The following is a 22,018-nucleotide window of genomic DNA, read 5'->3' on the forward strand; positions in this document are numbered from 1 at the left end:
GGCTGCGAGCAGACACACCGGACGCCGTAGTCTTGGGAACGCACGTAATGGAACTGCTGCCGGCGGCCGCCCCGAGGCGGCCCGACCGGTCGGAAGGAGGCGCTGGGTGATCGAGCTCGAGGGGGTACCCGAGCTGATCGACCCGGTCATGGTGGCCGCGTTCGAGGGCTGGAACGACGCCGGCGACGCCGCCTCCGCCGCGGTCGCGCACCTGGACCGGGAGTGGAAGGGCGAGGTCTTCGCCGCGCTGGACGCGGAGGACTACTACGACTTCCAGGTGAACCGCCCGACCGTCTTCCTGGAGGGCGGCGCGCGCAAGATCACCTGGCCGACGACCCGCCTGTCCGTCGTGCGCGTCGCCGACTCCGACGGCAAGGGCCGGCCCCGCGACCTGGTCCTGGTCCGCGGCATCGAGCCCAGCATGCGCTGGCGCTCGTTCTGCAACGAAATCCTGGGCTTCGCGCACGAGTTGGGCGTGGAGATGCTGGTCGTACTGGGCGCGCTGCTCGGCGACACCCCGCACACCCGGCCGGTGCCGGTCAGCGGCGTCACCTCCGACACGGAACTGGCGGGCCGGCTGGATCTGGAGGAGTCGCGCTACGAAGGCCCCACGGGCATCGTCGGCATCCTCCAGGAGGCGTGCACGCACGCGGGAGTTCCGGCGGTGAGCCTGTGGGCGGCGGTGCCGCACTACGTCTCCCAGCCGCCGAATCCGAAGGCCAGCCTCGCGCTGCTCAACCGCCTTGAGGACCTCCTCGACATCCGCATCCCGCTCGGCGAGCTGAGCGAGGACGCGCGCGCCTGGCAGCTGGGCGTGGACCAGCTGGCCGCCGAGGACAGCGAGGTCGCCGAGTACGTCCAGTCGCTGGAGGAGGCCCGGGACACCGCGGAGCTGCCGGAGGCGTCGGGCGAGGCGATCGCCCGGGAATTCGAGCGCTACCTCCGCCGCCGCGATCCGCAGGCCGGACCGGGCGTGGCGACCGAGGGCGGCCTCACCGACGGCCGCGACGGCTCCTACCTGCGGGACACCTCCAGCGGCCGCACCCGCCCGCCGCGTCCGGCGCCGAAGGAACCGCGCGAGTCCCGGCCCGCCGAGGACGCCACGGAGCCGCGAAGGGACACCTCGGAGCCGGACGGGAGCGCCAAGGACTCGCCCGCGTCACCGGACGTTCCCGACGGGGCGGACTCCGGCGACACCGGCAAGCCCGAGGACGGCAGCGGCACGGAGGACTCCGACCGCTGAGTCGCGCACCGAACACCGCGTCACCACACCGGGCGCCGAACCTGCCGCGAGGCCGGATCGGCGCCCCGGTCCGTTCGGCGGCGACTGCGGCCCCTCCGGGCGCTGGTGACGACCCGTCGGCAACGGATTCGACGCGAGGAGTCCCGGTACGCCCCCGACAAGCGCCGGCGTACCGAGCGGGAACACGCGATCGCTGCGATCACCTTCGCCGCAATCGCCTTCGCCCGCCGACCGGTTGGGCCCCACGCACAAAGAGCCGCGCACAAAGAAAGAGGGCGCTCCCGCCGATCGGCGGGAGCGCCCCGGAGGACGGAGGGGAGGACGTCAGCGCACGGCCGTCAGAGCGCCACGCCGAGCAGCGCGTCGACCGTGCGGGAGACCAGGCCGGGGGCGGACTCGTCGTTGCCGCCGTCGGCCTGCTGGGCCGCGGCCCAGCGGTCCACGGCCGCGAGCGCGGCCGGGGAGTCCAGGTCGTCGGCGAGCGCCGTACGGACCTCCGCGAGGAGGGCGTCGGCGGACGGGCCGTCGGGCCGCGAGACGGCGGCACGCCAGCGCGCCAGGCGCTCCACGGCCTCTTCCAGCACCGCGTCGGTCCATTCCCAGTCCGCGCGGTAGTGGTGCGCGAGCAGCGCGAGCCGGATCGCGGCCGGGTCGGTGCCCTCGCGCCGCACCGTGGAGACGAAGACGAGATTGCCCTTGGACTTGGACATCTTCTCGCCGTGCAGCGCGACCATCCCGGCGTGCACATACGCCTTGGCGAACGGGTGCTCGCCGGTGAGCGCCTGGGCGTGCGAGGCGCCCATCTCGTGGTGCGGGAACGCGAGGTCGGAGCCGCCGCCCTGGACGTCGAAGCCCATGCCCAGGTGTTCCAGGGCGATGGCCACGCACTCGATGTGCCAGCCGGGCCGGCCGCGGCCGAGGGAGCCGCCGTCCCAGCTCGGCTCGCCTTCACGGGCGGCCATCCACAGCATCGGGTCGAGCGGGCTCTTCTTGCCCTCCCGCTCGGGGTCGCCGCCGCGCTCGGCGGACAGCAGCCTCATCGCCTCCGCGTCCAGCCCGGAGACCTCGCCGAAGTGCGGGTCGGACTCGACGGAGAAGTAGGTGTCGCCGTCCAGTTCGTACGCGGCGCCGGCGTCGCGCAGCCGCTCCACCAGCGGGACGATCCCGGGTATCGCCTCGACCGCGCCGATGTACTCGCGGGGCGGCAGCATCCGCAGGGCCGTCATGTCCTCGCGGAAGAGGGCGGTCTCACGCTCCGCGAGCGCCGTCCAGTCCACACCGGTGTCGACGGCCCGCGCCAGGAGCGGGTCGTCGACGTCGGTGACGTTCTGTACGTAGTGAACTTGGCGCTTCGTGTCGAGCCACACGCGCTGAACCAGGTCGAACGCGTTGTAGGTCGCCGCGTGCCCCATGTGGGTGGCGTCGTACGGCGTGATGCCGCAGACGTAGATACGGGCGACGGGACCGGGGGCGAGGGTCACCCGTCCGCCGGTCGCGGTGTCGTGGATCCTCAGGTCGCTGCCCTGACCGGGCAGGGCGGGAACCTCAGAAGCGGGCCATGCATGCATGCCTTGAGCGTAACCGGACGCATGTTCCGCATACGAACCGGATCAGCGCTCTTGGCCGGATAGGCGCTCTTGTGTTCGGGGCCCGATCATGCAAGGAGCCACGACGGGCGAGCGGGCGCTCTCAGACCGGCGGCCAGGGGATCGCGGGCCACTGACCGCTGGGCTCCGGGTGCCGGCCCGTCCGCAGCAGCCCCGCGACCCGCTCCCGCAACGCCTCGATCTCGGCGTCCGTGATCAGTTCGGCCAGTCGGGCGGCGAGCGGCGCGGCGTCCCTCAGTGCGTCCTGGAGACCGCGGAGGACCTCCAGGGCCTCCTCGGTCAGCGGCTCTCCCGCCCAGCCCCACAGAAGCGTGCGCAGCTTGTCCTCGGCGTTGAAGGTGACCCCGTGGTCGATGGCGAAAAGTCGTCCGCCGGTCGCGGGCAGCAGATGCCCGCCCTTGCGGTCACCGTTGTTGATCACCGCGTCGAGCACCGCGAGCCGCCGCAGCCACGGGTGGTCGGCGTGCACCAGCAGCGCGGTGCGGCCCTCGCCGATCTCCGCGAAGCCGACGGCCTTCCAGCCCGGCCCCGGCTCCTCGTCCTCCACCAGGGCCAGCAGTTCCGGGACGGCCTCGCCGTCATCGCCGGCGGCCGGCGCCTCGATCCACTCCTGGACCATGCCGGTGCCGTACGGGCCGTCCCGCAGCACGGTCGTGGGGATCAGGTCCCAGCCGGTCGCGCGGGAGATCTCGTACGCCGCCACTTCCCGCTGCGCGAGGGTGCCGTCGGGGAAGTCCCACAGCGGGCGCTCGCCGTCCACCGGCTTGTAGACGCAGGCGGCGGTGCGGCCCTCGTGGGTGACCGAGCAGTAGAGCACGGCGTTGGACGCCTCCCTGATCTGCCCGCGCACCGTCAGCTCGCCCTCGGCGAGAAACGCGTCCGGCAGTCCCTGGGCCCGCTCCCGCGGCGCCGCGCCCTGCGGCGGGTCCTGCGGGGCGGCGGGGCCGGGAAGCTGCCCGGCCGGCTCGACGGAGGGCTCCATGGCGCTCACGCGTCCCGCCGGTATCCGTTCTGGCGCGGACACACGTGTCCCTCCGGGTCGAGCGGCAGGCTGCACAGCGGGCACGGCGGACGCCCGGCGTTGACGACGTCCAGGGCCCGCTTGGCGAACGCCCTGGCCATGGTGCCGGTGAGACGCACCCGGAGCATCGGGGGGCCGTTCTCGTCGTCCTGGAGCAGCCGCTCCTCGGCGTCCGCGAGGTCCTCTTCGTTGTCGGCGTCCAGCTCCACCAGGGCCTGCGCCTCGACGATCATCCGCTCGTCCTCGCCGTCCCAGGCGAGCGCCATGGTGCCGACCCGGAACTCCTCCTCGACCGGCGACTCCAGCGGGGCGGTGTCGGACACCTCCGTGGGGGTCATCGCGGGCACCGGGGCATTGCCGCCGCTGCGCCGCACCACCTCGTCAAGCAGCTCGTCGATCCGCTCCGCGAGGGCCGCGACCTGGGTCTTCTCCAGGGCGACGCTGGTGGTGCGGCCTGCCGCGGTGGCCTGGAGGTAGAAGCTACGGCGGCCAGGCAGCCCGACCGTACCGGCCACGAAGCGGTCCGGCGCGTCGTAGAAGAACACCTGACGGGACAACGTCCTGCTCCGATTGCTCGACTGCGGGGGCACTGCGGTCGCTGCGGCCCTGGTCACTGCGTCGGATCGCAGGGGCGTGGCGGGCAGCGCCGTCGCACCACCCTACTGCGCGGACTGATCACGGTGCTCCCGCACCACCGCCGACCGCGGCATCCCGTTCGGCCGCGGCCGCTCCGCCCTCCTCGCGGGGAACCAGCCCGCCGAAGTCACCGGTGTCACCGAGGCGTACGAGGAAGGGGCGCAGCCGGGTGTAGCGGATCGCGGTGACCGAGCAGGGCTCCACGGAGATCCGCTGGAAGAGGTCGAGGTGCATGCCCAGGGCGTCGGCGACAAGGGATTTGATGATGTCGCCGTGCGAGCACATCACGTAGGCCGCCTCGGCGCCGTGGGCGGCCTCGATGCGGGCGTTCCAGTCGCGTACCGCGTCGACCGCGCGGGCCTGCATACCGCGCATCGACTCGCCGCCGGGGAAGGCGGCGGCGGACGGGTGCTGCTGGACCACCTCCATCAGCGGCTGGTCGCTCAGCTCGGCGAGTTTGCGGCCCGACCAGTCGCCGTAGTCGCATTCGCTGATCCGGTCCTCCTGGTGCAGCGGCAGACCGGGGCGGGCGTCGAGCAGCGGCTGCACGGTCTCCTGGCAGCGCTGCAAGGGGCTGCAGACGACGGCGGCCAGCGGCAGCTGCGCCAGCCGCGCGGGCAGCGCCGCGGCCTGGGCGGCGCCCCGCTCGTCGAGGGCGACACCGGGCGTCCGTCCGGCGAGTACGCCGGAGGTGTTGGCGGTGGAGCGGCCGTGCCGCACCAGGATCAGCGTGGGCATGGCCGCCAGCCTACGTTCCCCGGGCCCGTTCCTGGCAGGCGGCCGGAGGAGGGGTGAGAATGCCAGATGTGATCGTGGACTGCGCCATCTACCGGGACGGCCGCCGCACCGAGGGGCCGAAAGATCTCTCCGTCGCGCTCGACGAGGCACGGGCCGAGGGAAATTCCTTCCTGTGGCTCGGCATGCACGAGCCGACGCAGGAGGAGTTCGATCGCGTCAGCAGCCAGTTCGGGCTGCATCCGCTGGCGGTCGAGGACGCCCTCAAGGCCCATCAACGACCGAAGCTGGAGGTCTACGACGACTCACTGTTCGTGGTGCTCAAGCCGGTCACCTACGACGACGCGGCCGACACCGTCACCGCCTCGGAGCTGATGCTCTTCCTCGGCGACTCGTTCGTCGTCACCGTCCGGCACGGCGAGGCGAGCCCGCTGCGCGCCGTGCGCCTGCGCCTGGAGCAGCAGCCGAAGATCCTCCGGCACGGGCCCACCGCGGTGCTGTACGCCGTCAGCGACGCGGTGGTCGACCACTACATCGAGGTCGCCGCCGAACTCCAGCTGGATCTGGAGGAGTTGGAGGCCGAGGTCTTCGCACCGGTCCGCAGCGACACCAGGAACACCGCGGCCGCGATCTACGCGTTCAAGCGCGAGATCCTCGAATTCCGGCGCGCTACCGGCCCGTTGGCCGAGCCGATGGCCCGGCTGCAGAACCCCGGGGTGCCGTTCGTGCACGAGAAGGCCCGCCCGTTCTTCCGCGACGTCGACGACCATCTCACCCGCGCCAACGAGTCGGTCGAGGGCCTGGACCGGCTGCTGTCGGACATTCTCTCCGCCCACCTCGCGCAGATGGGTGTGCGGCAGAACGACGACATGCGCAAGATCTCGTCGTGGGCGGCGCTGGCCGCCGTCCCCACCCTGATCGCCGGCATCTACGGGATGAACTTCGAGCACATGCCGGAGCTGCGGTGGTCCCTGGGCTACCCGGCGATCCTGCTGGTGATGGTCTCCCTGGAGGTCTGGCTGTACCGGCAGTTCAAACGCCGCGGCTGGCTGTGACGGCCGGGCCGGCAGGCCCCCGTCACACCGGTGGGCGGTGCGCCGTCAGGCGAACTCCGCCGCGGAACTGGCCGGCCCGCCCAGCGCGTCACGCCGCTCGGGCATCGCAAGGCTGACCATCCGCCGCCAGCCGCCCGCCCGCTCGTAGCCGTACATCGCCCGGATTCCCGCCCGTAGCATCGCGGACTTGGCCGGGGGCCACTTCAGGATCCGGCCCATGTGGCTCATCACCGCCAGGCTCACGTCCCGGTAGACCGCGATCTCGGCGTTCGCGCACTCGTGCAGGATCCGCTGGATGGTCCGCCCGTGCCCGGCCCGGGCCAGCCGGAGCAGTTCCTCGTGGCAGTAGGCGAGGTGGTTGTCCTCGTCGTTCGAGATCATCCGGATCGCCTTGCCCACCTCGGGGTGGTCACCGAAGTAATTCGTCAGCATGTCCATCTGGTCGGCGGCACGCTGCTCGGTCACCCTGCTGTGCGAGAGGTAGGTGATGATGTCCAGCTCGCTGAGGGGGGCGTCGCGGCGCAGCTTGTCGTGCGCCAGACCGATGCCGCGCCGCTCCAGCAGCATGGTGTAGTCGGTCTGCTCGGGGACATCGGTGGCCGTCATGCCACGCTTTCGCAGCAGTGCCTGGAAGATTCTGCCGTGCTTGTCCTCATCCGCGCCGTGCCGCGCGACCTTGGGCGCGAGATCGGCCATCGACGGGGGGAGCAGAGCCGCGATCCGGCCGTTCTCCCACCCTCCCTGGGTCTCACCACTGGCCGCTATGGAGCAGAACAGGCGATAGGAGTCGTCGTTGTCGACGATCTCTTGGAACAGGCTTCTGGCCGAGAACATTCACGCCACCTCCGAACGGACACACCCGCAGAAAAAGTCAAGGTCGGCGTGCGGAGTGCGGCAACCGGAGGACCGGCCCATTCGGCCGTTCGAATGACATGCCCGCTCGGCACCGGGGCGTAACCACCGTGCCCGGCGCGGCGTTGTGCTGCGTGACGGCCGTGGCGGGGAAGACCCCCGAGCCCCCACCACGGCCGCAGCGCTTCCCGGAAGCCCGGCACTCTCCGTGCCGGGCTTCGCGTTGTGTCGCGGTGCGCTGTGTTGCTCTCGGGCGGCGTTATGCCAGCCCGGCGCGCTCCAGGGCCTCGGTGCCCGCCCGCAGGGACGCGAGGCGGTCCTCCAGGGTGAAGCCCGCCGGCGCCAGCGTCAGGGTCGTGACCCCGGCCGCCGCGTACGCCTGCATCCGCTCGGCGATCCGCTCGACGGAACCGAGCAGCGTGGTCTGGTCGATCAGCCGCTCCGGGATCGCGGCGGCCGCGCCCTCCTTGTCGCCGGCCAGGTACTTGTCCTGGATCTCGGCGGCTTCCTTCTCGTAGCCCATGCGCTGGGCCAGCTTGTTGTAGAAGTTCTGCTTCCGGCTGCCCATACCGCCGACGTACAGCGCGGTGTACGGGCGGAACATGTCGGCCAGCGCGCTGACGTCCTCGCCGAGGGCGAGCGGCAGCGTCGGACAGACGTCGAAGCCCTCCATGGTCTTGCCTACCTTCTCGCGGCCGGCCCGGATGGGGGCGATCGCGGTCTCGGCCAGGTTCTCCGCGGAGGGGAAGATCAGCAGCGCTCCGTCGGCGATCTCACCGGTCTGCTCGAGGTTCTTGGGGCCGATCGCCGCGATGTAGAGCGGGATGTGCTCGCGCTGGGGGTGCACGGTGAGCTTCAGCGGCTTGCCGGGGCCGCCGGGCAGGGGCAGCGTCCAGTGCTCGCCCTCGTAGGACAGCCGCTCGCGCGACATCGCCTTGCGGACGATGTCGACGTACTCGCGGGTGCGCGCCAGCGGCTTGTCGAACTTCACGCCGTACCAGCCCTCGGAGACCTGCGGCCCCGAGACACCGAGACCGAGCCGGAACCGGCCACCGGAGAGCGAGTCGAGCGTGGCGGCGGTCATCGCGGTCATCGCGGGGGCACGCGCCGGGATCTGGAAGATCGCCGATCCGATGTCGATGCGCTCGGTCTGGGCGGCCACCCAGGAGAGCACGGAGGGAGCGTCGGATCCGTAGGCCTCGGCGGCCCAGCAGACCGAATAACCGAGGCGATCGGCCTCCTGCGCCACGGCGAGATTGTCCGAGTCCATCCCGGCACCCCAGTAGCCGAGGTTGATGCCAAGCCTCATGCCGCTCCCCTTACTGATCAGTAACGTCGCTGTTGCGGGGACTCTAGCGCGCAACCCCGCCGACCGTCACCGGCGGGTTGTCCACAGGTCCCCTGATCCGGGCCCACGGCCAGTAATCTCACAGACCATGGAGCAAAGGCACCTCGGGCGTACCGGCCTTCGTGTGTCCCGCCTCGGGCTCGGCACCCTGAACTGGGCACGCGACACCGACGAACAGGAAGCGGCCGACCAGCTCAAGACGTTCTGGGAGGCCGGCGGCAACCTCGTCGACACCGCCGACATCTACGCCGACGGCGGCGCCGAATACCTCCTGGGCCGGCTGACCGAGGCGCTCGTCCCCCGCCAGGATCTGGTGATCGCGACCAAGGCCGGCAGCGTCCTGGAGACGGACCGCCGCGTCGACTGCTCCCGCCGCCATCTGCTGGCCGCGCTGGATGCCTCGCTGCAGCGGCTGGGGACCGACTACGTCGACCTGTGGCAGCTGCACGGCTTCGACGGGCAGACACCGCTGGAGGAGACCCTGCACGCCCTCGACCTCGCCGTCAGCAGCGGCCGGGCGCGCTATGTGGGGTTGTCGAACTTCTCCGGCTGGCAGCTCGCCAAGGCCGGCACCTGGCAGCTGGCGGTTCCCGGCGCGCGCAACCGGCTGGCGAGCACGCAGATGGAGTACTCCCTGCTGCAGCGCGGTGTCGAGCGCGAGGTGCTGCCCGCGGCCCTCGATCTCGGCGTCGGCCTGCTGCCGTCCTCGCCGCTCGGCCGGGGCGTGCTCACCGGCAAGTACCGCCATGCCACACCGGCCGACTCGCGCGGCGCCTCCGACCACCTCGCTCCGTTCGTCGCGCCCTACCTCGACGAGTCGGCGGGCCGGATCGTCGAGGCGGTGAGCACCGCCGCGGACGGACTCGCCGTCACCCCGCTTCAGGTCGCGCTCTCCTGGGTCCGCGACCGTCCCGGAGTCACCGCCCCGATCGTGGGGGCGCGGACCGCGCAGCAGCTCAGAGCGGCGTTGTCAGTGGAGACCCTTAGTCTTCCTGACGAGATCCGCCGGGCGCTGGACGATGTGTCGGCCCCGGTGCACCACTATCCCGATCACGACTGGAGCACGCTGTGAGTACCGACCGCCTCGCCGGCGAGACCACGCCCGAGCAGGAGGCCGCGCCCGGCGCTACGGATGCCCAGTCGCCCGACGACTCCCCACGCGCGCGGGGCGACGAGGCGGCGGGCGCCGACGCGGCGAGCCACGGCTCCGAGGAAACGGCCCCTGCCGCCGAGCCGGAGCCGGATACCGGCTCCGGACCCGAGACCGCCCCGGAGGCCGCCGCCCCGGACGCTGCCGCCGGCGACCCCGCCGAGGCTGCTGTGGCGCCGGGATCCGCCGCAGCGACGGCCGCCGCGCTGGCCGCGGCGGTGCGGGCCGTCGAGAGCGGCGAGCGCTCGGCCGCCTCCTTCTTCACCCAGACCCAGCGCGCCCCCAAGCCGGCCACCCCCGCCGCCTCCGGACAGCAGGCCGGCACGCCGGCCGCGGACGCACGGCCCGCGCAGGCCGGCGGACCGGCCGGCCCTGCGCCGCAGCAGGCAGCCGGCCCCGCCGGCGCGCCCGCGGGCCCCGTCCGCCCGCCGGTCGCGGACGGCGGCGCGGGCGACCACGGCGGCACACCCGCTCCGGACCACGCCGCGCCCACCCCGAGGCCCACCGTGGCGACGGCCCCCGGCCTGGCGGGCGTGCGCCAAGTTCTCGCGGCCGGCGGCGCTCCCGCGGAGTTGGCCGACAAGGCCGCCGAGACGCTTGGGGAGCGGGCTGCCGAGGCGCTGAACGACGACCCCTGGCAACTGCTCGCCGTCCCCGGTGTCCGCCCCGAGCAGGCCGACGGGTTCGCCCGGGCGCTGCTCGGCGCCGCCTGCCGGCCGGACGACGAACGGCGCGCACAGGCGCTGGTGCTGTGGCTGCTGGAACAGGCCGCCGTCGCGGGCCACTCCGCGCTGGAGGCGCCCGCGCTGCGTGCCGCCCTCGCCCAGCGCTCGGTGCCCGACCCCGACGAGGCGCTGCAGACCGCCATCGCGGACGGCGCGGTGCTGGTGTTCCAGGACGCGATCGACACCCCGGGCCGGCCGCGCCCCGCGGCGGACGACGACGAGGAGCAGCAGCCGGTCCGGGTCCTGCTCGGCCTCGACCGGTTCGCGATGGCCGAGGAGAGCGTCGCCGACGGCCTGGCACGGCTGCTCAACACCTTCGAGCCGGCGCCCGAGAGCGAAGGCCCCGCTGCCGACGAGAGCGACACCGGAGCGCAGGACGCCTCGACGGCCGTCGCTGCCGACGACGCGGAGGGCAGCCCCGCGGCAACTGCCGAGGAGCCCCGAGGCGATTCGCCGGCCCCCGGAGAAGAGGAAGAGCCCGAGGGGATCCGGCGCGCCCACCCGTCCGCCGCGGCATGGGAGGCCGCGGCGGCTGCCGCACCGTCGCCGTCGGCCGCCGAGCTGATCCGCGCTGCCGCGCACAGCGGACTGGTGGCCCACACCGGAGCGGAGGCCGCCCGTGCCGAGCCCGCCGCACTGATCGCCGCGGCCCGCGCCCTGGGCCTGCGGGCCTTCGGCGCAACCCACAGCGAGAACGGCCGCCGACGGCTGGCGGCGCAGCTCTCCCAGGCCCCGCAGGGCACCGCCCCCACCGCACTTGAGGGCGCCGACACCGCGGCGGTGACGGTGTCCGGGCTGCTCTCCGGGCAGCAGGGCCCCGGCCGGGACGCGGACGGCGCACTGGCCCTCGATCTCCTGGTGGTGCTGGACGCACCCCAGCTGGATCTGGAGACCGCCGCGCTGCTCATCGAGTCGCTGACCGACGGGACCCGTCTCGTGCTCAGCGGAGACCCGGGCGTCCTGTGGTCCGCCGGGCCCGGCCGGCTGTTCACCGATCTCCTCGCGGCCCACTGCTGCCCCCAGGTCGCCTCCCGTACCCCGGACTTCGGCCCGATCGGCGAGCTGGTGTCGGGTATCGGCATCGGGGAGCTGAACCAGGTCGAGGCACCCGGCAAGGAAGTGGTGATCGTCCCGGCGCGGGACGCCGGCGAGGCGGTGCACCGCACCGTCCAGCTGGTCGCCGACTCCGTGCCCCGGGCGCTCGGCGTCCCCGCCGACCAGACACAGGTCATCACGGTCGGCCACGGCGGCGCGGCCGGCACCCGCGCGCTGAACACCGCCCTCAAGGAGCGGCTCAACCCGGGCCCCGGCCGGTTCGGCGGCTTCGACCCCGGCGACCGCGTCGCGTACGCCCCTGCGCCCGGCCGCACCGTGCCCGGCACGGTCACCGGAGCGGACGCCGACGGCCTGCACCTGGACTGCGGCGCCCCTGTGGTGGTGCCGCGCGAGCAGGTCGGCTCCGGTGCCGTCCGGCACGGTTGGGCGCTCACCGCCCATCAGGCTGCGGGCATGCGCTGGCCCGCAGTGGTGGCCGTGCTGCCCGGTGACGCGGCGGGCGGTCTGACCCGCGCCTGGGCCTACACCGCCTTCAGCCGTGGCGAACGCCATCTCTCGGTGGTCCAGGGCGTCGACCAGGCGCTGGCGCGCGCCGTGGCCGAAGTGCCCGTCAAGGAGCGCACGACCCGGCTGCGCACCCTCCTGCAGATGCAGACCGTGCAGGCCGCGGCGGACGCGGCGGCCGGCTAGCTTTCGGTACGCCGCTGCCCCGGTCCCGTCGGTACGTCCTGACGGGGCCGGGGCAGCGAGGTGCACGAGGACGGAAGGCAGGCAGGAGGCAAAGCATCCCGCCCTGGCTCACCGGTCCTGGTCGAGCACCTCCAGCAGATCGTCGTCATCCTCGCCCAGCTCCTCGTCGAAGACGGAACTGACGTCGAAGCGGCAGACCACCCGCTGCGGATCTGCCTGGTCGAACGGCGCGGACAGCCACTCCCCCGGCTCCGCCGGGTCGTCCGCGGCCGCCACCCACAGCGTGGAGTCGCCCTCCTCCAGGCCGAACTCCTTGTGGCGGGAGGCGATCTCGTCCGGCTCGAACTCCCCGAAGAGCACCCCAAGCGCCGCATGCACGCTGTTGCCGACCACACCGCTCGCCCCGGCACCCGCGGAGCCGTTCGCCGGTACGTCGTCGGCGGCGTCCGGATCGAGGTCGGCGATGCGCTGGGCCTGGTGCAACAACCGCTGTGGCTCCACGACGGTGTAGTCGCGCCGGATGAGCACGCTCAACGCGCTGGGCTCCTCGGGGCCCGCGTAGGAGGGCAGCACGTCGCTGCCGGGGATCTCGAAGGGGGTGACCTCGTCGTAGGTGTCGTACAGCAGCTCGTCATAGGCCTCGGCCGCCGCGGCGAGCTCGTCGAACGCGGCATAGACAGCTGGATCATCCTGCCCCGAGCGGCGTTCGACCGCGTCGAGGTGACGGTCCAGCGCGGCTTTGACCGCCTCGGCGGCGGCACGTACCTCGGCAGCGGAGGGCTGCGCAGCATCAGACATAGTGCAGACGCTATCCGTACCGGGGCCGGTCCCGCACAATAGATGCGATGCCGGAATACGAATTCTGCGATGTGTACGTGCCTCGGGGGGTCTCCCGGAAGGCCGCCACACGCCTGCTGACCGACCACGCCGAGTACGGACACTGGGAGTTGGACCGACTTCGCCTCAATCCCGACGGCAGCCGCAGGGTGCGGCTGCGCCGCCGGATCATCCGACAGCTCCGCGCCACATGGTGACCGCCGGAGCGGTCTGAGCACAGCGAAAGCGGGCCCCGTCGCCGCGGGGCCCGCTCCGATGCCCGGTCGGTGTCACGCCGGGCTATGTGGTGCCTGTCACCTGCGAGCGGTGCGCGCCCGGCGGTAGAGCACGGCTCCCCCGAGCAGCAGTCCGGCGCTGGCCGGAACCGCGAAACCGATCGTCCCGGCACCGGTCTGCGCGAGATGCCCGGCAGTCTTGGGCGGCGTGACGATCTGGGTGTGCGGCTCGGTCTCCGTCTGCGGCCCCTTCCCCGGGTTGTCCGGGGAATCGGGGCTGTCCGGGGTCTCCGGCCCCCCGGGGGTGCCCGGCTCCTCGGGCTCCTCGGGGTTGTCCGGGTTGTCCGGCTCCTCGGGGTTCTCCGGGGACGGCGGCTGCTCCTCCGTCGGCGGGGTGGGCTCGCCGGGGTTGTCCGGGTACTCCGGGCTCGTCGGCGGCACCGTGTGCGACCCGCTGTTGTCGCAGTCGTTGCCGAAGGCGGGGTTCAGCAGCCCGCCCACCGAAGCGCTGTTGCCACAGGCGTTGACCGGAACGTCGACCGGGGCCTGGACATGGTTGCCGGAGACGACGCCGGGCGAGTGCGATGCCTTGCCCTTGGCGCTGGAGCCGTGGTGCTTGCCACCGGAGTCGTTGGCGCACTTGTTCCCGAACGCCGGGTTGAGCAGTCCGATGACGTTGACGGTGTTTCCGCACACGTTCACCGGTACATGGACCGGGATCTGGACGGTGTTGCCGGAGCCGACGCCGGGCGAGTGCGCCGAGCCTCCCCGTGCTCCGGAGTCCGCCTGCGCGTAGCCGCCCGCGAGGGCGAGTAGCCCACCCGCGGCCGCCATCGTGATCAGGCCCTTTTTCGCGACCTGCCTCATAGCTTGGTTCCCCTGCCTAGTGCCATTCAGAAATGCGCGCGAGTAAGATCCACCCGCCCGCCGAAATACCCAGAGGCTCCGGAATGCGCGCGGCGCATTCCGGAGCCGACCTGGATCAGCCCCGTAAAGGGGCCGTTACCACGTCAGTGAACGTCAGTGGTTGACACACTTGTTGCCGAAGGCGGGGTTCAGCAGCCCGATCACGTTGACCGTGTTGCCGCAGACGTTCACCGGAACGTGGACCGGCACCTGGACGACGTTGCCGGAGACGACACCCGGGGAGTTCAGGGCCGCACCCTGGGCACCCGAATCGGCAACAGCCAGGCCCGCGCCGGCGAGCACAAGGCCACTGGTGACTGCCGCAGCCGCGACGATCTTCTTGATCATTATTCCTCCTTGTAGGCAAATGCGATCCCAGCCGCGGACCGCACTCACTCCAACGAGGCCGGAGCGATTGAGCTACGAACACACCAAGGCATTCACCCGTTTCAGCTAAGTCGACGCGGACGGCAGGTAATCCGCGCCGAATTCAGCTCTGTTCGATGAACCGGTCGAGTACCCGCACTCCGAACTTCAGCCCGTCCACCGGCACACGCTCGTCCACGCCGTGGAACATCCCGGCGAAGTCCAGCTCCGGCGGCAGCTTCAGCGGCGCGAAGCCGAAGCCGCGGATTCCGAGGTCGTCGAAGGACTTGGCGTCCGTACCGGCCGAGAGCATGTACGGCACCGCGCGCGCGATCGGGTCCTCGGCCTGCAGCGCGGACTGCATCGCGTCGACCAACGCGCCGTCGAAGGTGGTCTCCAGGGCCTTGTCCGCGTGCACGTCCTCCCGCTTGACGCGCGGGCCGAGGATCCGGTCCAGGTCGGCCAGGAACTCCTCCTCGTAACCCGGCAGGAAGCGGCCGTCGATATGCGCGGTGGCCTGACCCGGGATGACGTTGACCTTGTAACCCGCGCCCAGCTGGGTGGGGTTGGCGGTGTTCTTGAGCGAGGCGCCGATCAGCTTGGCGATGCCGCCGAGCTTGGCCAGCGTGTCGTCCATGTTCTCCGGGTCGAGCTCGGTGCCCAGCGCGTCCCCCAGCTCGTCCAGGAAGGCCCGCAGGGTCTTCGTCACCCGCACCGGGAACTCGTGCCGCCCCAACCGCCCGACGGCCTCGGACAGTTCGGTGATCGCGTTGTCCCGGTGGATCATCGAACCGTGTCCGGCGGAGCCGTCCACGGTCAGCTTCATCCAGTGCATGCCCTTCTGCGCGGTCTCGACGAGATAGAGGCGCAGCTTCTCGTTGACGGTGAAGGAGAAGCCGCCGACCTCGCTGATCGCCTCCGTCACGCCCTCGAAGAGGCCGGGGTGCTTGTCGACGAGGAAGCGCGCGCCGTAGGTGCCGCCCGCCTCCTCGTCGGCGAGGAAGGCCAGCACGATGTCGCGCGGGGGCTTGCGGCCGGTGCGCATCCGGTCACGGACGACGGCCAGCGTCATCGCGTCCATGTCCTTCATGTCCACCGCGCCGCGGCCCCACAGGCACCCGTCCGCGATCTCGCCGGAGAACGGGTGGTGGGTCCAGTCGTCGGCGTTGGCGGGCACGACGTCGGTGTGCCCGTGGATCAGCAGCGCGGGCCGGGAGCGGTCCTCGCCCTCGATCCGGGCCACGGTCGAGGCGCGGCCACGGTGCGACTCGAAGATCTGCGGCTCCAGCCCGACCTCGGCGAGCTTCTCCGCGACGTATTCGGCGGCGGCGCGCTCACCCGGGCCCGAGTGGTCGCCGTAATTGCTGGTGTCGATCCTGATCAGGTCCCGGCACAGGTCGACGACCTCGTCCTCGCCGGTGACCGTACGGGTCGGCTGCGACTCGCTCATGCCTGAACCTCGCTTCGTTCGGCCCCGCATCCGCGGGGCTCGCACCTTGCCATGGTTCGCTCGCCGAGCTCGCTCACACTGCCTCCTCATGGTTCACGGCCGCGTCGCGCTCCCCGCGGGAGCCCGCAGCGCGGCGGGGGTCCACCGCCATCCTCCACCTCGCGACCGCTGTGCCCAAGGCCGCAATACTCCCGACATGCCCTGGTCACAGCCCCTCCCCCGGCCAAAAGAGTGGGTGATCGACCACCGCCGAAGGTTTGCTATTGTTTTCCACGTCGGAACGGCGCAGCCGCGACGACAGACACCTTGTCCGGGTGGCGGAATGGCAGACGCGCTAGCTTGAGGTGCTAGTGCCCTTTATCGGGCGTGGGGGTTCAAGTCCCCCCTCGGACACCAGCCAGGACCCCAGTTCATCTGGGGTCCTTTGCTTTTCCCGGGGGCGCCCGGCCGCAGGGCCCGTTCGCTCCGGCACCGCGATATTTCCGGTGCGCGGGCCGGCCGGGCGTGCGTAGGCTGCGCGGGTCGGTGGAGCGTGGGAGGGGCGGGCAAGTGCTGATCTTCGATGCGGATGACACGTTGTGGGAGAACAACGTGATCTTCGAGCGGGTCATCGACGAGTTTCTGGAGTGGATGACGCACCCCGAGCTCGACCGGGCCGGGGTGCGGGCCGTGCTCGACGGCATCGAGGCCGCGAACGCCCTGACGCACGGCTACGGCAGCAAGGTGTTCCTGCGCAGCCTCGGCGAGTGCGTGGCACGGCTGCGGGAGCGGGCGGCGACGGCCGAGGAGACGGCCCGTATCGCGGGGTGGGCGTCGGCCTTCGCCCACGACCGGGTGGAGCTCGTTCCGGGTGTGGCCGAGACGCTTGCGGAGCTGGCCAGGCGGCATGAACTGCTGTTGCTGACCAAGGGCGACACCGAGGAGCAGGAGCGGAAGGTGGCGGCGTCCGGTCTGCTGCCGTACTTCCGGGACGTGCACATCGTGGCGGAGAAGGACGTGTCGACGTACGAGGAGCTGGTGCGGGTCCATGACCTGGTGCCGGGCTCGACCTGGATGATCGGGAATTCCCCGAAGTCGGACATCCTCCCCGCCCGCGCGGCCGGGCTGAACGCCGTCTTCATTCCGCACGAGCACACCTGGGTGCTGGAGCACAGCGACGTGGATCCGGGCGACGAGAAGGTGCTGCGGCTGTCGGCGTTCGGCGAGTTGCTGCGGCACTTCTGAGAGGGGCGCGGGTATGGGGAAGGCCACGAGAGTGTTGAGGGGTGCGGTGTGAGCGGGTCGGAGCCAAGGGTGTCGTGCGTCTTCGTGTGCCACGACGGGGCCGGGCGGGTGCTGCTGGCGCGGCGCAGCCGGGGCGCCAGGGACGAGCCGGGGACATGGGACTGCGGGGCCGGGGCTCTGGAGTTCGGAGAGACCTTCGAGGCGGCGGTGACGCGGGAGGTGCACGAGGAGTACGGCACGATGCCGCTCGGCATCGACCGGATCGGAGTGCGCAATGTGCTGCGTGGCGATCCGGTGCACTCGCACTGGGTCGCGGTGGTCTTCGCCGTCCGGGTGGAGCCGGGTGAGGTGGCGCTCGGCGAGCCGCACAAGTTCGATGCGTGGGAGTGGTTCGCGCCGGACGCGCTGCCGGCGCCGTTGCACTCGCAGTGCGGGGCGAGCCTGGCGCTCTTCGCGGCCCGGTCTGCGTAACGTCGCAGGGCCTGACGACGGCGGCGTCACGGGCGGTGCGAGTCGGTGCGGTCGGTCAACTCCGGGACGGGGACCGGGCTCCGGCCCGGCGTCCGCGCGGTCAACGGGTGGGGCGGCAACCGCCCTTCCTGTAGGTCATGCGCAGCAGCATGGCCCACAGGAACGGCACTCGGCAACCGAATTCGGGCGGTAACGGCCCACCGTGGGGCGGCTACCCGGGTGCCACGGGGCCTCGATTCCGCGGACCGGCTCGCTCACCTGCCTTCCGCGACGAGGTCGCGCGGGCGCAGGCGTACCCGGGCCGGGCCGGTCGCCTGGAGGGTGATACCGGCCGCGACCGGCACCTCCTGGTCCACGGCCTCCAGTTCGTGGGACCGCAGCAGCGTCGCCATCGCCAGCACCGATTCCAGCATCGAGAAGTGCTGGCCGATGCAGGCGCGCGGGCCACCGCCGAACGGGAACCAGGCGTAGCGGTGCCGGGCCGCCTCCCGCTCCGGAGTGAAGCGTTCGGGGTCGAAGCGCTCCGGGTCCTCCCAGAGGTCGGGGCTGCGGTGGGTGACCCACGGCGCGACCACCACATCGGCGCCCGCGGGAATGACGTAGCCCCCGATCACGGTGGCCTCGACGGCGCGGCGGCTGATGACGGGCGCGGCCGGATACAGCCGCATGGCCTCCTTGAACGCCCGGGTCAGACACGGCAGTCGCTCCAGGTCCGCAGCCGTGGGCGCGCGGTCCGCCAGTACGCGGTCGATCTCCTCGCGGACCCGTGCCTGCTCCTCCGGGTGCTTGGCGAGGAGGTGGAGGGTGAAGGCCATGGAGGTGGCGGTGGTCTCGTGGCCGGCCAGCAGGAAGATGAGCACCTGTTCGCGGACCTCGGTGGCATCCAGGGAGCCGTCCTCCTCGTTGCCTGCCTCGGCGAGGAGTGAGAGCAGGTCGTCGCCGTCCGCCGCGCGGCCACCGTCCTCGGCGGCCTCCCGGGACGCGGCGCGCCGTTCCGCGATGATGCGGTCGCAGACGGCGGAGAATTCCGCGGAGGCCTCCTGCGCCTTGCGGTTTCCGGGCGTCGGCCAGTCGCGTGGGACCTTCAGGGGAGCGTAGGCGCGGCGCACGACATAGGCGTTGATGATCGGGGCGCACCGGTGGATGACGTCCACGGCGGCCTCGACGTCCGTGCCGAACAGGATCCGGGAGACGGTGCGCAGCGCCAGCCGGTTCATCTCGGCGACGAGGTCGACGCCGGCCGGGTCCGCGGTCCGCCAGCGCTCGCAGACGGCATCGGCCTCGGTGGTCACGGCCGCCGCGTAGGTGTCGACGCGGCGCTTGGTGAAGAGGGGCTGCACCAGTCGCCGCTGGCGGAGGTAGTCCTCGTCCTGGCTGGTGAGCAGGCCGTTGCCGAATGCCTGCCGGACCTCTTCGTAGAGGGGGTGGTCCTTGCGGAAGTTGGCGGCTTCGGTGCCGAGGATCTGCTGGACGCCGGCCGGCGAGAAGACGGCGTGGAACACGCTGCGCAGGCCGGGCGGGCCTGCTTCGAGGCGGACCACGTCGCCGTGTTCGCGCCGCGCGCGGAGGAACGCGCTCAGGGAGTCGCGGCGGAGGTCGAGCATCGAACCGATGAGGGGCAGGCCGGCCGGTCCGGGAATGTCGGTGACGGGCTCTCCGGAACCGGGTCCGGGGCCTGGGGTGCGATCGGAATCGGTGAGCGTCATATTCGGATTCCTATCCCAAAAACGTGGCCCGCACAGCGGGTTGCGGCATTCCTTCGAGGCGGGCCGACGGGACGGTCGGTGCGGGTGGCTTGGGGCCGGGGGCACGGGGCGGGCCGCCGGATCGCCGCACGTAGCATGGGGCGGATGAGCTCCCAGCGTTCCGGCCGTGCGGCCACCGCATCCCCGTGCCGGGTCACCGTCTGCCGCGGCTGCTGCTGCGGCGACGCGGCCAAGATCCCGGGCGTCGACCACGCCGGCCAGATACCCAAGCTGCGCGCGGCGCTCGACGGTGCGGCGCCGGTACGCGCCTCCGAGTGCCTGGACGTCTGCGACCAGGCGAATGTCGTCGTGGTCCAGCCGTCGGCGGCGGGCCGGGCCGCGGGCGGACGCCCCGTCTGGCTGGGACTGGTCAACGACGACGACGCGCTGGCGGACATCGCCGCCTGGATCCGCGCCGGCGGTCCCGGCCTCGCCGAACCGCCGGGTGTGCTCGACCTCTACGCGATCTCGGTGTCGCGGCGGGTGCGGGAGGGGCTGGAGAGCTGACCCGGGCGGGCGGGGGCCGGAGACCGCCCGCTATTACCGGAGTCTTACGGCGGCAGGCCCGTGCCGCACGCCGCGGCGCCGGCCGGTGTTTCCTGGAGGCATGACGCACCACCTGTACAGCCGACCTGTCGAGGGGACGGGTGACCCCGGACGGCCCTTGGTCGGCGGGTATCCCTCGCCCGCGGGTAGCCGGGAGGCCGGCTGCCTGAAGGAAACCGGCGCGTACGCTCCCGCGGGCGTCGCTGCCGCCCACGGCGCCGCGCCGGGAATGGCACGCTGACCCCGTGCACCGAGCCACGCCTCCCGCGCCCCCACGCCCCCCGTCACACGGGCCGCCGCGCCGCGTCCTGGTCGTCGAGGACGATCCGACCGTCGCCGAAGTCGTCACCGGCTATCTCTCGCGCGCCGGCTACGCCACCGAGCATGTGGCCGACGGCTTCGCCGCCCTCGACCGGGCAGCGGCCTTCCGCCCCCATCTCGTCGTCCTCGACCTCATGCTGCCGGGCATCGACGGCCTGGAGGTGTGCCGGCGGCTGCGCCGCGCGGAGGAGGGCCCCGCCGTTCCGGTGGTGATGCTGACGGCGCGGGGCGAGGAGGCCGACCGTATCCTCGGCCTGGAGCTGGGTGCGGACGACTACGTGACCAAGCCGTTCAGCCCGCGGGAACTGGTGTTGCGCATCGGTTCGGTGCTGCGGCGGGCGGAATCGGCGCCGCCGCCCGCGGCCCCCGCCCCGGTCCTGCGGTCCGGTGATCTGCGGGCCGATCCCGGCGGCCGGCGGGCCGACCGGGACGGCCGCGAACTCGCCCTTACCGCCCGAGAGTTCGACCTGCTGGTCTTCTTCATGCGGCACCCCGGACAGGTCTTCTCCCGGGAGGCACTGCTGCACCGGGTGTGGGGGTGGGAGTTCGGTGACCTGTCGACGGTGACCGTGCACGTACGGCGGCTCCGCGAGAAGGTCGAGGACGATCCGGCGGCGCCCCGGCTGGTGACGACGGTGTGGGGCGCCGGCTACCGCTTCGACCCCACGGAAGGCGGGGCGCCGTGATGACGGACTTCCTGGTCATCGTGGGTCTTGCGGCGCTCGGCGCGGTGCTCGTGGGCCTGCTCGCGGCACCCGCCGTACGCGTGCTGCGGCGGCGCTCCGTCGCCGTCTCCCTGTTCGCGGTGGCCGCCCTGGCGGTGGTCTCGATGGCGGCGGGCACCGTCGCGGTCGCCCAGGCGATGTTCCTGTCCGGGCACGACCTGGGCGTGGTGATGGCGGTGGTCGGTGTCTCGGGGGTGGTCTCGCTGGCCGCCGCCCTGCTGTTCGGGCGGCGGATCGCCACGGGCAGCCGGCAGCTGGCGCGGTCGGCCCGTACCGTCGGCAGCGAGGGCGGGTTCATGGCGCCCGCCGAACCGCCGACCGCGGAACTCGCCGCGCTCTCCGCCGCGTTGGAGGAGACCAGCGGGCGGCTCGCCGAGGCACGCGAGCGGGAGCGGGCGCTGGACGCCTCCCGGCGCGACCTGATCGCCGGGATCTCGCACGATCTGCGCACCCCGCTCGCCGGGCTGCGGGCGATGGCCGAGGCGCTGGAGGACGGCGTCGCCGAGGACACCGCCCGCTACCACTCCCGGATGCGGGTGGAGGTGGAGAGGCTCGCGGCGATGGTCGACGACCTCTTCGAACTCTCCCGCATCCAGGCCGGGGCACTGGCGCTGACCCTGTCGCGGGTGTCCGTGTACGACCTGGTGGACGACGCGCTCGCGGGGGCCCGGCCACTGGCCCGGGTGAGCGGTGTGCGGCTGGTGGACGGCGGGGTGGTGCCGCTGCCGGTGCGGGTGGACGCCCAGCAGATCACCCGCGTACTGGGCAATCTGCTCGTCAACGCCATCCGCGCGACACCGGCTGACGGCACCGTCGCGGTCAGCGCGCGGCACGAGGCAGGCCGGGTCGTCCTCGCCGTCGAGGACGGCTGCGGCGGCATTCCGCCGGGCGACCTGGAGCGGGTCTTCGACACCGGCTGGCGCGGCGGCCAGGCCCGGACGCCCCGCTCGGACGGTGAGAGCGGCGCCGGTCTCGGCCTCGCGATCGTCCGCGGCATCGTGGAGGCCCACGAGGGCCGCGCGACGGTCCGCAACGCCGGCGCGGGCTGCCGCTTCGAGGTCGAACTCCCGGCAGCGGAAACGCCGGTGGGGTGA

The 22,018-nt window shown here is 72.4% G+C and carries 21 protein-coding genes and 1 tRNA gene; 11 read left to right on the plus strand and 11 right to left on the minus strand.

Going from position 1 to position 22,018, the window contains the following annotated elements; all coding sequences use genetic code 11:
• Positions 1-106: 106 nt before the first annotated feature.
• Positions 107-1,243: a PAC2 family protein gene (locus ACH4FH_RS26940; RefSeq protein WP_398558490.1), complete on the plus strand. Its 1,137-nt coding sequence runs from the start codon at positions 107-109 to the stop codon at positions 1,241-1,243.
• Positions 1,244-1,581: 338 nt separating this feature from the next.
• On the opposite strand, the gene mshC is transcribed toward ACH4FH_RS26940, so the two are convergent.
• The 4 genes from mshC to ACH4FH_RS26960 all read right to left on the minus strand — a co-directional run bounded on the left by mshC (position 1,582) and on the right by ACH4FH_RS26960 (position 5,245).
• The gene (gene mshC / locus ACH4FH_RS26945; RefSeq protein ID WP_398558491.1) at positions 1,582-2,811 is read right to left on the minus strand and encodes a cysteine--1-D-myo-inosityl 2-amino-2-deoxy-alpha-D-glucopyranoside ligase; all 1,230 of its coding nucleotides are present in this window, start codon (positions 2,809-2,811) and stop codon (positions 1,582-1,584) included.
• Positions 2,812-2,932: 121 nt separating this feature from the next.
• Positions 2,933-3,832, minus strand: coding sequence for an SCO1664 family protein (locus ACH4FH_RS26950; protein ID WP_398558632.1), 900 nt, complete (start codon positions 3,830-3,832; stop codon positions 2,933-2,935).
• 5 nt (positions 3,833-3,837) lie between these two features.
• Positions 3,838-4,428 (minus strand): DUF3090 domain-containing protein, encoded by a 591-nt coding sequence (locus tag ACH4FH_RS26955; RefSeq protein ID WP_398558492.1) that lies wholly within the window; start codon positions 4,426-4,428, stop codon positions 3,838-3,840.
• A 118-nt stretch (positions 4,429-4,546) separates the two neighbouring features.
• Positions 4,547-5,245 carry a histidine phosphatase family protein gene (locus tag ACH4FH_RS26960; RefSeq protein WP_398558493.1) on the minus strand — a complete coding sequence of 233 codons (699 nt, stop codon included), beginning with the start codon at positions 5,243-5,245 and terminating at the stop codon, positions 4,547-4,549.
• Between the two features lie 59 nt (positions 5,246-5,304).
• Here ACH4FH_RS26960 and corA point away from each other — a divergent pair, with 59 nt between their 5' ends.
• On the plus strand, positions 5,305-6,297 hold the full coding sequence (gene corA, locus ACH4FH_RS26965) for a magnesium/cobalt transporter CorA (protein WP_398558494.1): 993 nt from the start codon (positions 5,305-5,307) through the stop codon (positions 6,295-6,297).
• Between the two features lie 45 nt (positions 6,298-6,342).
• Here corA and ACH4FH_RS26970 read toward each other — a convergent pair whose 3' ends face one another.
• Both ACH4FH_RS26970 and ACH4FH_RS26975 read right to left on the minus strand, forming a co-directional pair.
• Entirely contained in the window at positions 6,343-7,131 is a 789-nt protein-coding gene (locus ACH4FH_RS26970; protein ID WP_398558495.1) for a ferritin-like domain-containing protein, read from the minus strand.
• 277 nt (positions 7,132-7,408) lie between these two features.
• Entirely contained in the window at positions 7,409-8,458 is a 1,050-nt protein-coding gene (locus tag ACH4FH_RS26975) for an LLM class F420-dependent oxidoreductase (protein WP_398558496.1), read from the minus strand.
• Between the two features lie 127 nt (positions 8,459-8,585).
• Between ACH4FH_RS26975 and ACH4FH_RS26980 the strand changes: the two genes are divergently transcribed.
• Positions 8,586-9,569 (plus strand): aldo/keto reductase, encoded by a 984-nt coding sequence (locus ACH4FH_RS26980; RefSeq protein WP_398558497.1) that lies wholly within the window; start codon positions 8,586-8,588, stop codon positions 9,567-9,569.
• Positions 9,566-12,118, plus strand: a complete 2,553-nt coding sequence (locus ACH4FH_RS26985; protein WP_398558498.1) for a helix-hairpin-helix domain-containing protein — start codon at positions 9,566-9,568, stop codon at positions 12,116-12,118. Before ACH4FH_RS26980 ends, ACH4FH_RS26985 begins: the two co-directional genes overlap by 4 nt.
• A 108-nt stretch (positions 12,119-12,226) precedes the next feature.
• On the opposite strand, the gene ACH4FH_RS26990 is transcribed toward ACH4FH_RS26985, so the two are convergent.
• On the minus strand, positions 12,227-12,916 hold the full coding sequence (locus ACH4FH_RS26990; RefSeq protein WP_398558499.1) for a hypothetical protein: 690 nt from the start codon (positions 12,914-12,916) through the stop codon (positions 12,227-12,229).
• 47 nt (positions 12,917-12,963) lie between these two features.
• Between ACH4FH_RS26990 and ACH4FH_RS26995 the strand changes: the two genes are divergently transcribed.
• Entirely contained in the window at positions 12,964-13,152 is a 189-nt protein-coding gene (locus tag ACH4FH_RS26995) for a DUF5703 family protein (RefSeq protein ID WP_018537156.1), read from the plus strand.
• Between the two features lie 96 nt (positions 13,153-13,248).
• On the opposite strand, the gene ACH4FH_RS27000 is transcribed toward ACH4FH_RS26995, so the two are convergent.
• From ACH4FH_RS27000 to ACH4FH_RS27010, 3 genes are all read right to left on the minus strand, one after another.
• Positions 13,249-14,037, minus strand: a complete 789-nt coding sequence (locus tag ACH4FH_RS27000) for a chaplin (protein ID WP_398558500.1) — start codon at positions 14,035-14,037, stop codon at positions 13,249-13,251.
• Between the two features lie 153 nt (positions 14,038-14,190).
• Positions 14,191-14,424 (minus strand): chaplin, encoded by a 234-nt coding sequence (locus ACH4FH_RS27005; protein ID WP_398558501.1) that lies wholly within the window; start codon positions 14,422-14,424, stop codon positions 14,191-14,193.
• Between the two features lie 142 nt (positions 14,425-14,566).
• The gene (locus ACH4FH_RS27010) at positions 14,567-15,892 is read right to left on the minus strand and encodes a M20/M25/M40 family metallo-hydrolase (RefSeq protein WP_398558502.1); all 1,326 of its coding nucleotides are present in this window, start codon (positions 15,890-15,892) and stop codon (positions 14,567-14,569) included.
• Positions 15,893-16,200: 308 nt separating this feature from the next.
• Here ACH4FH_RS27010 and ACH4FH_RS27015 point away from each other — a divergent pair.
• From ACH4FH_RS27015 to ACH4FH_RS27025, 3 genes are all read left to right on the plus strand, one after another.
• A tRNA-Leu gene (locus ACH4FH_RS27015) sits at positions 16,201-16,288 on the plus strand.
• Positions 16,289-16,441: 153 nt separating this feature from the next.
• Positions 16,442-17,116: an HAD family hydrolase gene (locus ACH4FH_RS27020; RefSeq protein WP_398558503.1), complete on the plus strand. Its 675-nt coding sequence runs from the start codon at positions 16,442-16,444 to the stop codon at positions 17,114-17,116.
• A 69-nt stretch (positions 17,117-17,185) separates the two neighbouring features.
• Positions 17,186-17,587, plus strand: a complete 402-nt coding sequence (locus ACH4FH_RS27025; protein WP_398558504.1) for an NUDIX domain-containing protein — start codon at positions 17,186-17,188, stop codon at positions 17,585-17,587.
• A gap of 254 nt (positions 17,588-17,841) precedes the next feature.
• Here ACH4FH_RS27025 and ACH4FH_RS27030 read toward each other — a convergent pair whose 3' ends face one another.
• Complete coding sequence (locus tag ACH4FH_RS27030) at positions 17,842-19,293, minus strand: cytochrome P450 (protein ID WP_398558505.1); 1,452 nt, start codon at positions 19,291-19,293, stop codon at positions 17,842-17,844.
• A gap of 144 nt (positions 19,294-19,437) precedes the next feature.
• Between ACH4FH_RS27030 and ACH4FH_RS27035 the strand changes: the two genes are divergently transcribed.
• The 3 genes from ACH4FH_RS27035 to ACH4FH_RS27045 all read left to right on the plus strand — a co-directional run bounded on the left by ACH4FH_RS27035 (position 19,438) and on the right by ACH4FH_RS27045 (position 22,018).
• Positions 19,438-19,839, plus strand: coding sequence for a (2Fe-2S) ferredoxin domain-containing protein (locus ACH4FH_RS27035; protein WP_398558506.1), 402 nt, complete (start codon positions 19,438-19,440; stop codon positions 19,837-19,839).
• 284 nt (positions 19,840-20,123) lie between these two features.
• Positions 20,124-20,885, plus strand: a complete 762-nt coding sequence (locus tag ACH4FH_RS27040) for a response regulator transcription factor (RefSeq protein ID WP_398558507.1) — start codon at positions 20,124-20,126, stop codon at positions 20,883-20,885.
• Positions 20,885-22,018, plus strand: a complete 1,134-nt coding sequence (locus tag ACH4FH_RS27045; RefSeq protein ID WP_398558508.1) for a sensor histidine kinase — start codon at positions 20,885-20,887, stop codon at positions 22,016-22,018. Before ACH4FH_RS27040 ends, ACH4FH_RS27045 begins: the two co-directional genes overlap by 1 nt.

The sequence above is a fragment of the Streptomyces sp. NPDC017993 genome (assembly GCF_044328065.1).
GTDB lineage: Bacteria > Actinomycetota > Actinomycetes > Streptomycetales > Streptomycetaceae > Streptomyces.

What these genes read in the sequence shown, in the direction of transcription:
- ACH4FH_RS27005 (WP_398558501.1), bottom strand. Translation starts at nt 14,424, where the DNA reads ATGATCAAGAAGATCGTCGCGGCTGCGGCAGTCACCAGTGGCCTTGTG.
- corA (WP_398558494.1), top strand. Translation starts at nt 5,305, where the DNA reads ATGCCAGATGTGATCGTGGACTGCGCCATCTACCGGGACGGCCGCCGC.
- ACH4FH_RS26970 (WP_398558495.1), bottom strand. Translation starts at nt 7,131, where the DNA reads ATGTTCTCGGCCAGAAGCCTGTTCCAAGAGATCGTCGACAACGACGAC.
- ACH4FH_RS27010 (WP_398558502.1), bottom strand. Translation starts at nt 15,892, where the DNA reads ATGAGCGAGTCGCAGCCGACCCGTACGGTCACCGGCGAGGACGAGGTC.
- ACH4FH_RS26960 (WP_398558493.1), bottom strand. Translation starts at nt 5,245, where the DNA reads ATGCCCACGCTGATCCTGGTGCGGCACGGCCGCTCCACCGCCAACACC.
- ACH4FH_RS26995 (WP_018537156.1), top strand. Translation starts at nt 12,964, where the DNA reads ATGCCGGAATACGAATTCTGCGATGTGTACGTGCCTCGGGGGGTCTCC.
- ACH4FH_RS26990 (WP_398558499.1), bottom strand. Translation starts at nt 12,916, where the DNA reads ATGTCTGATGCTGCGCAGCCCTCCGCTGCCGAGGTACGTGCCGCCGCC.
- ACH4FH_RS27035 (WP_398558506.1), top strand. Translation starts at nt 19,438, where the DNA reads ATGAGCTCCCAGCGTTCCGGCCGTGCGGCCACCGCATCCCCGTGCCGG.
- ACH4FH_RS27000 (WP_398558500.1), bottom strand. Translation starts at nt 14,037, where the DNA reads ATGAGGCAGGTCGCGAAAAAGGGCCTGATCACGATGGCGGCCGCGGGT.
- mshC (WP_398558491.1), bottom strand. Translation starts at nt 2,811, where the DNA reads ATGCATGCATGGCCCGCTTCTGAGGTTCCCGCCCTGCCCGGTCAGGGC.
- ACH4FH_RS27045 (WP_398558508.1), top strand. Translation starts at nt 20,885, where the DNA reads ATGACGGACTTCCTGGTCATCGTGGGTCTTGCGGCGCTCGGCGCGGTG.
- ACH4FH_RS27030 (WP_398558505.1), bottom strand. Translation starts at nt 19,293, where the DNA reads ATGACGCTCACCGATTCCGATCGCACCCCAGGCCCCGGACCCGGTTCC.
- ACH4FH_RS26980 (WP_398558497.1), top strand. Translation starts at nt 8,586, where the DNA reads ATGGAGCAAAGGCACCTCGGGCGTACCGGCCTTCGTGTGTCCCGCCTC.
- ACH4FH_RS26975 (WP_398558496.1), bottom strand. Translation starts at nt 8,458, where the DNA reads ATGAGGCTTGGCATCAACCTCGGCTACTGGGGTGCCGGGATGGACTCG.
- ACH4FH_RS26950 (WP_398558632.1), bottom strand. Translation starts at nt 3,832, where the DNA reads ATGGAGCCCTCCGTCGAGCCGGCCGGGCAGCTTCCCGGCCCCGCCGCC.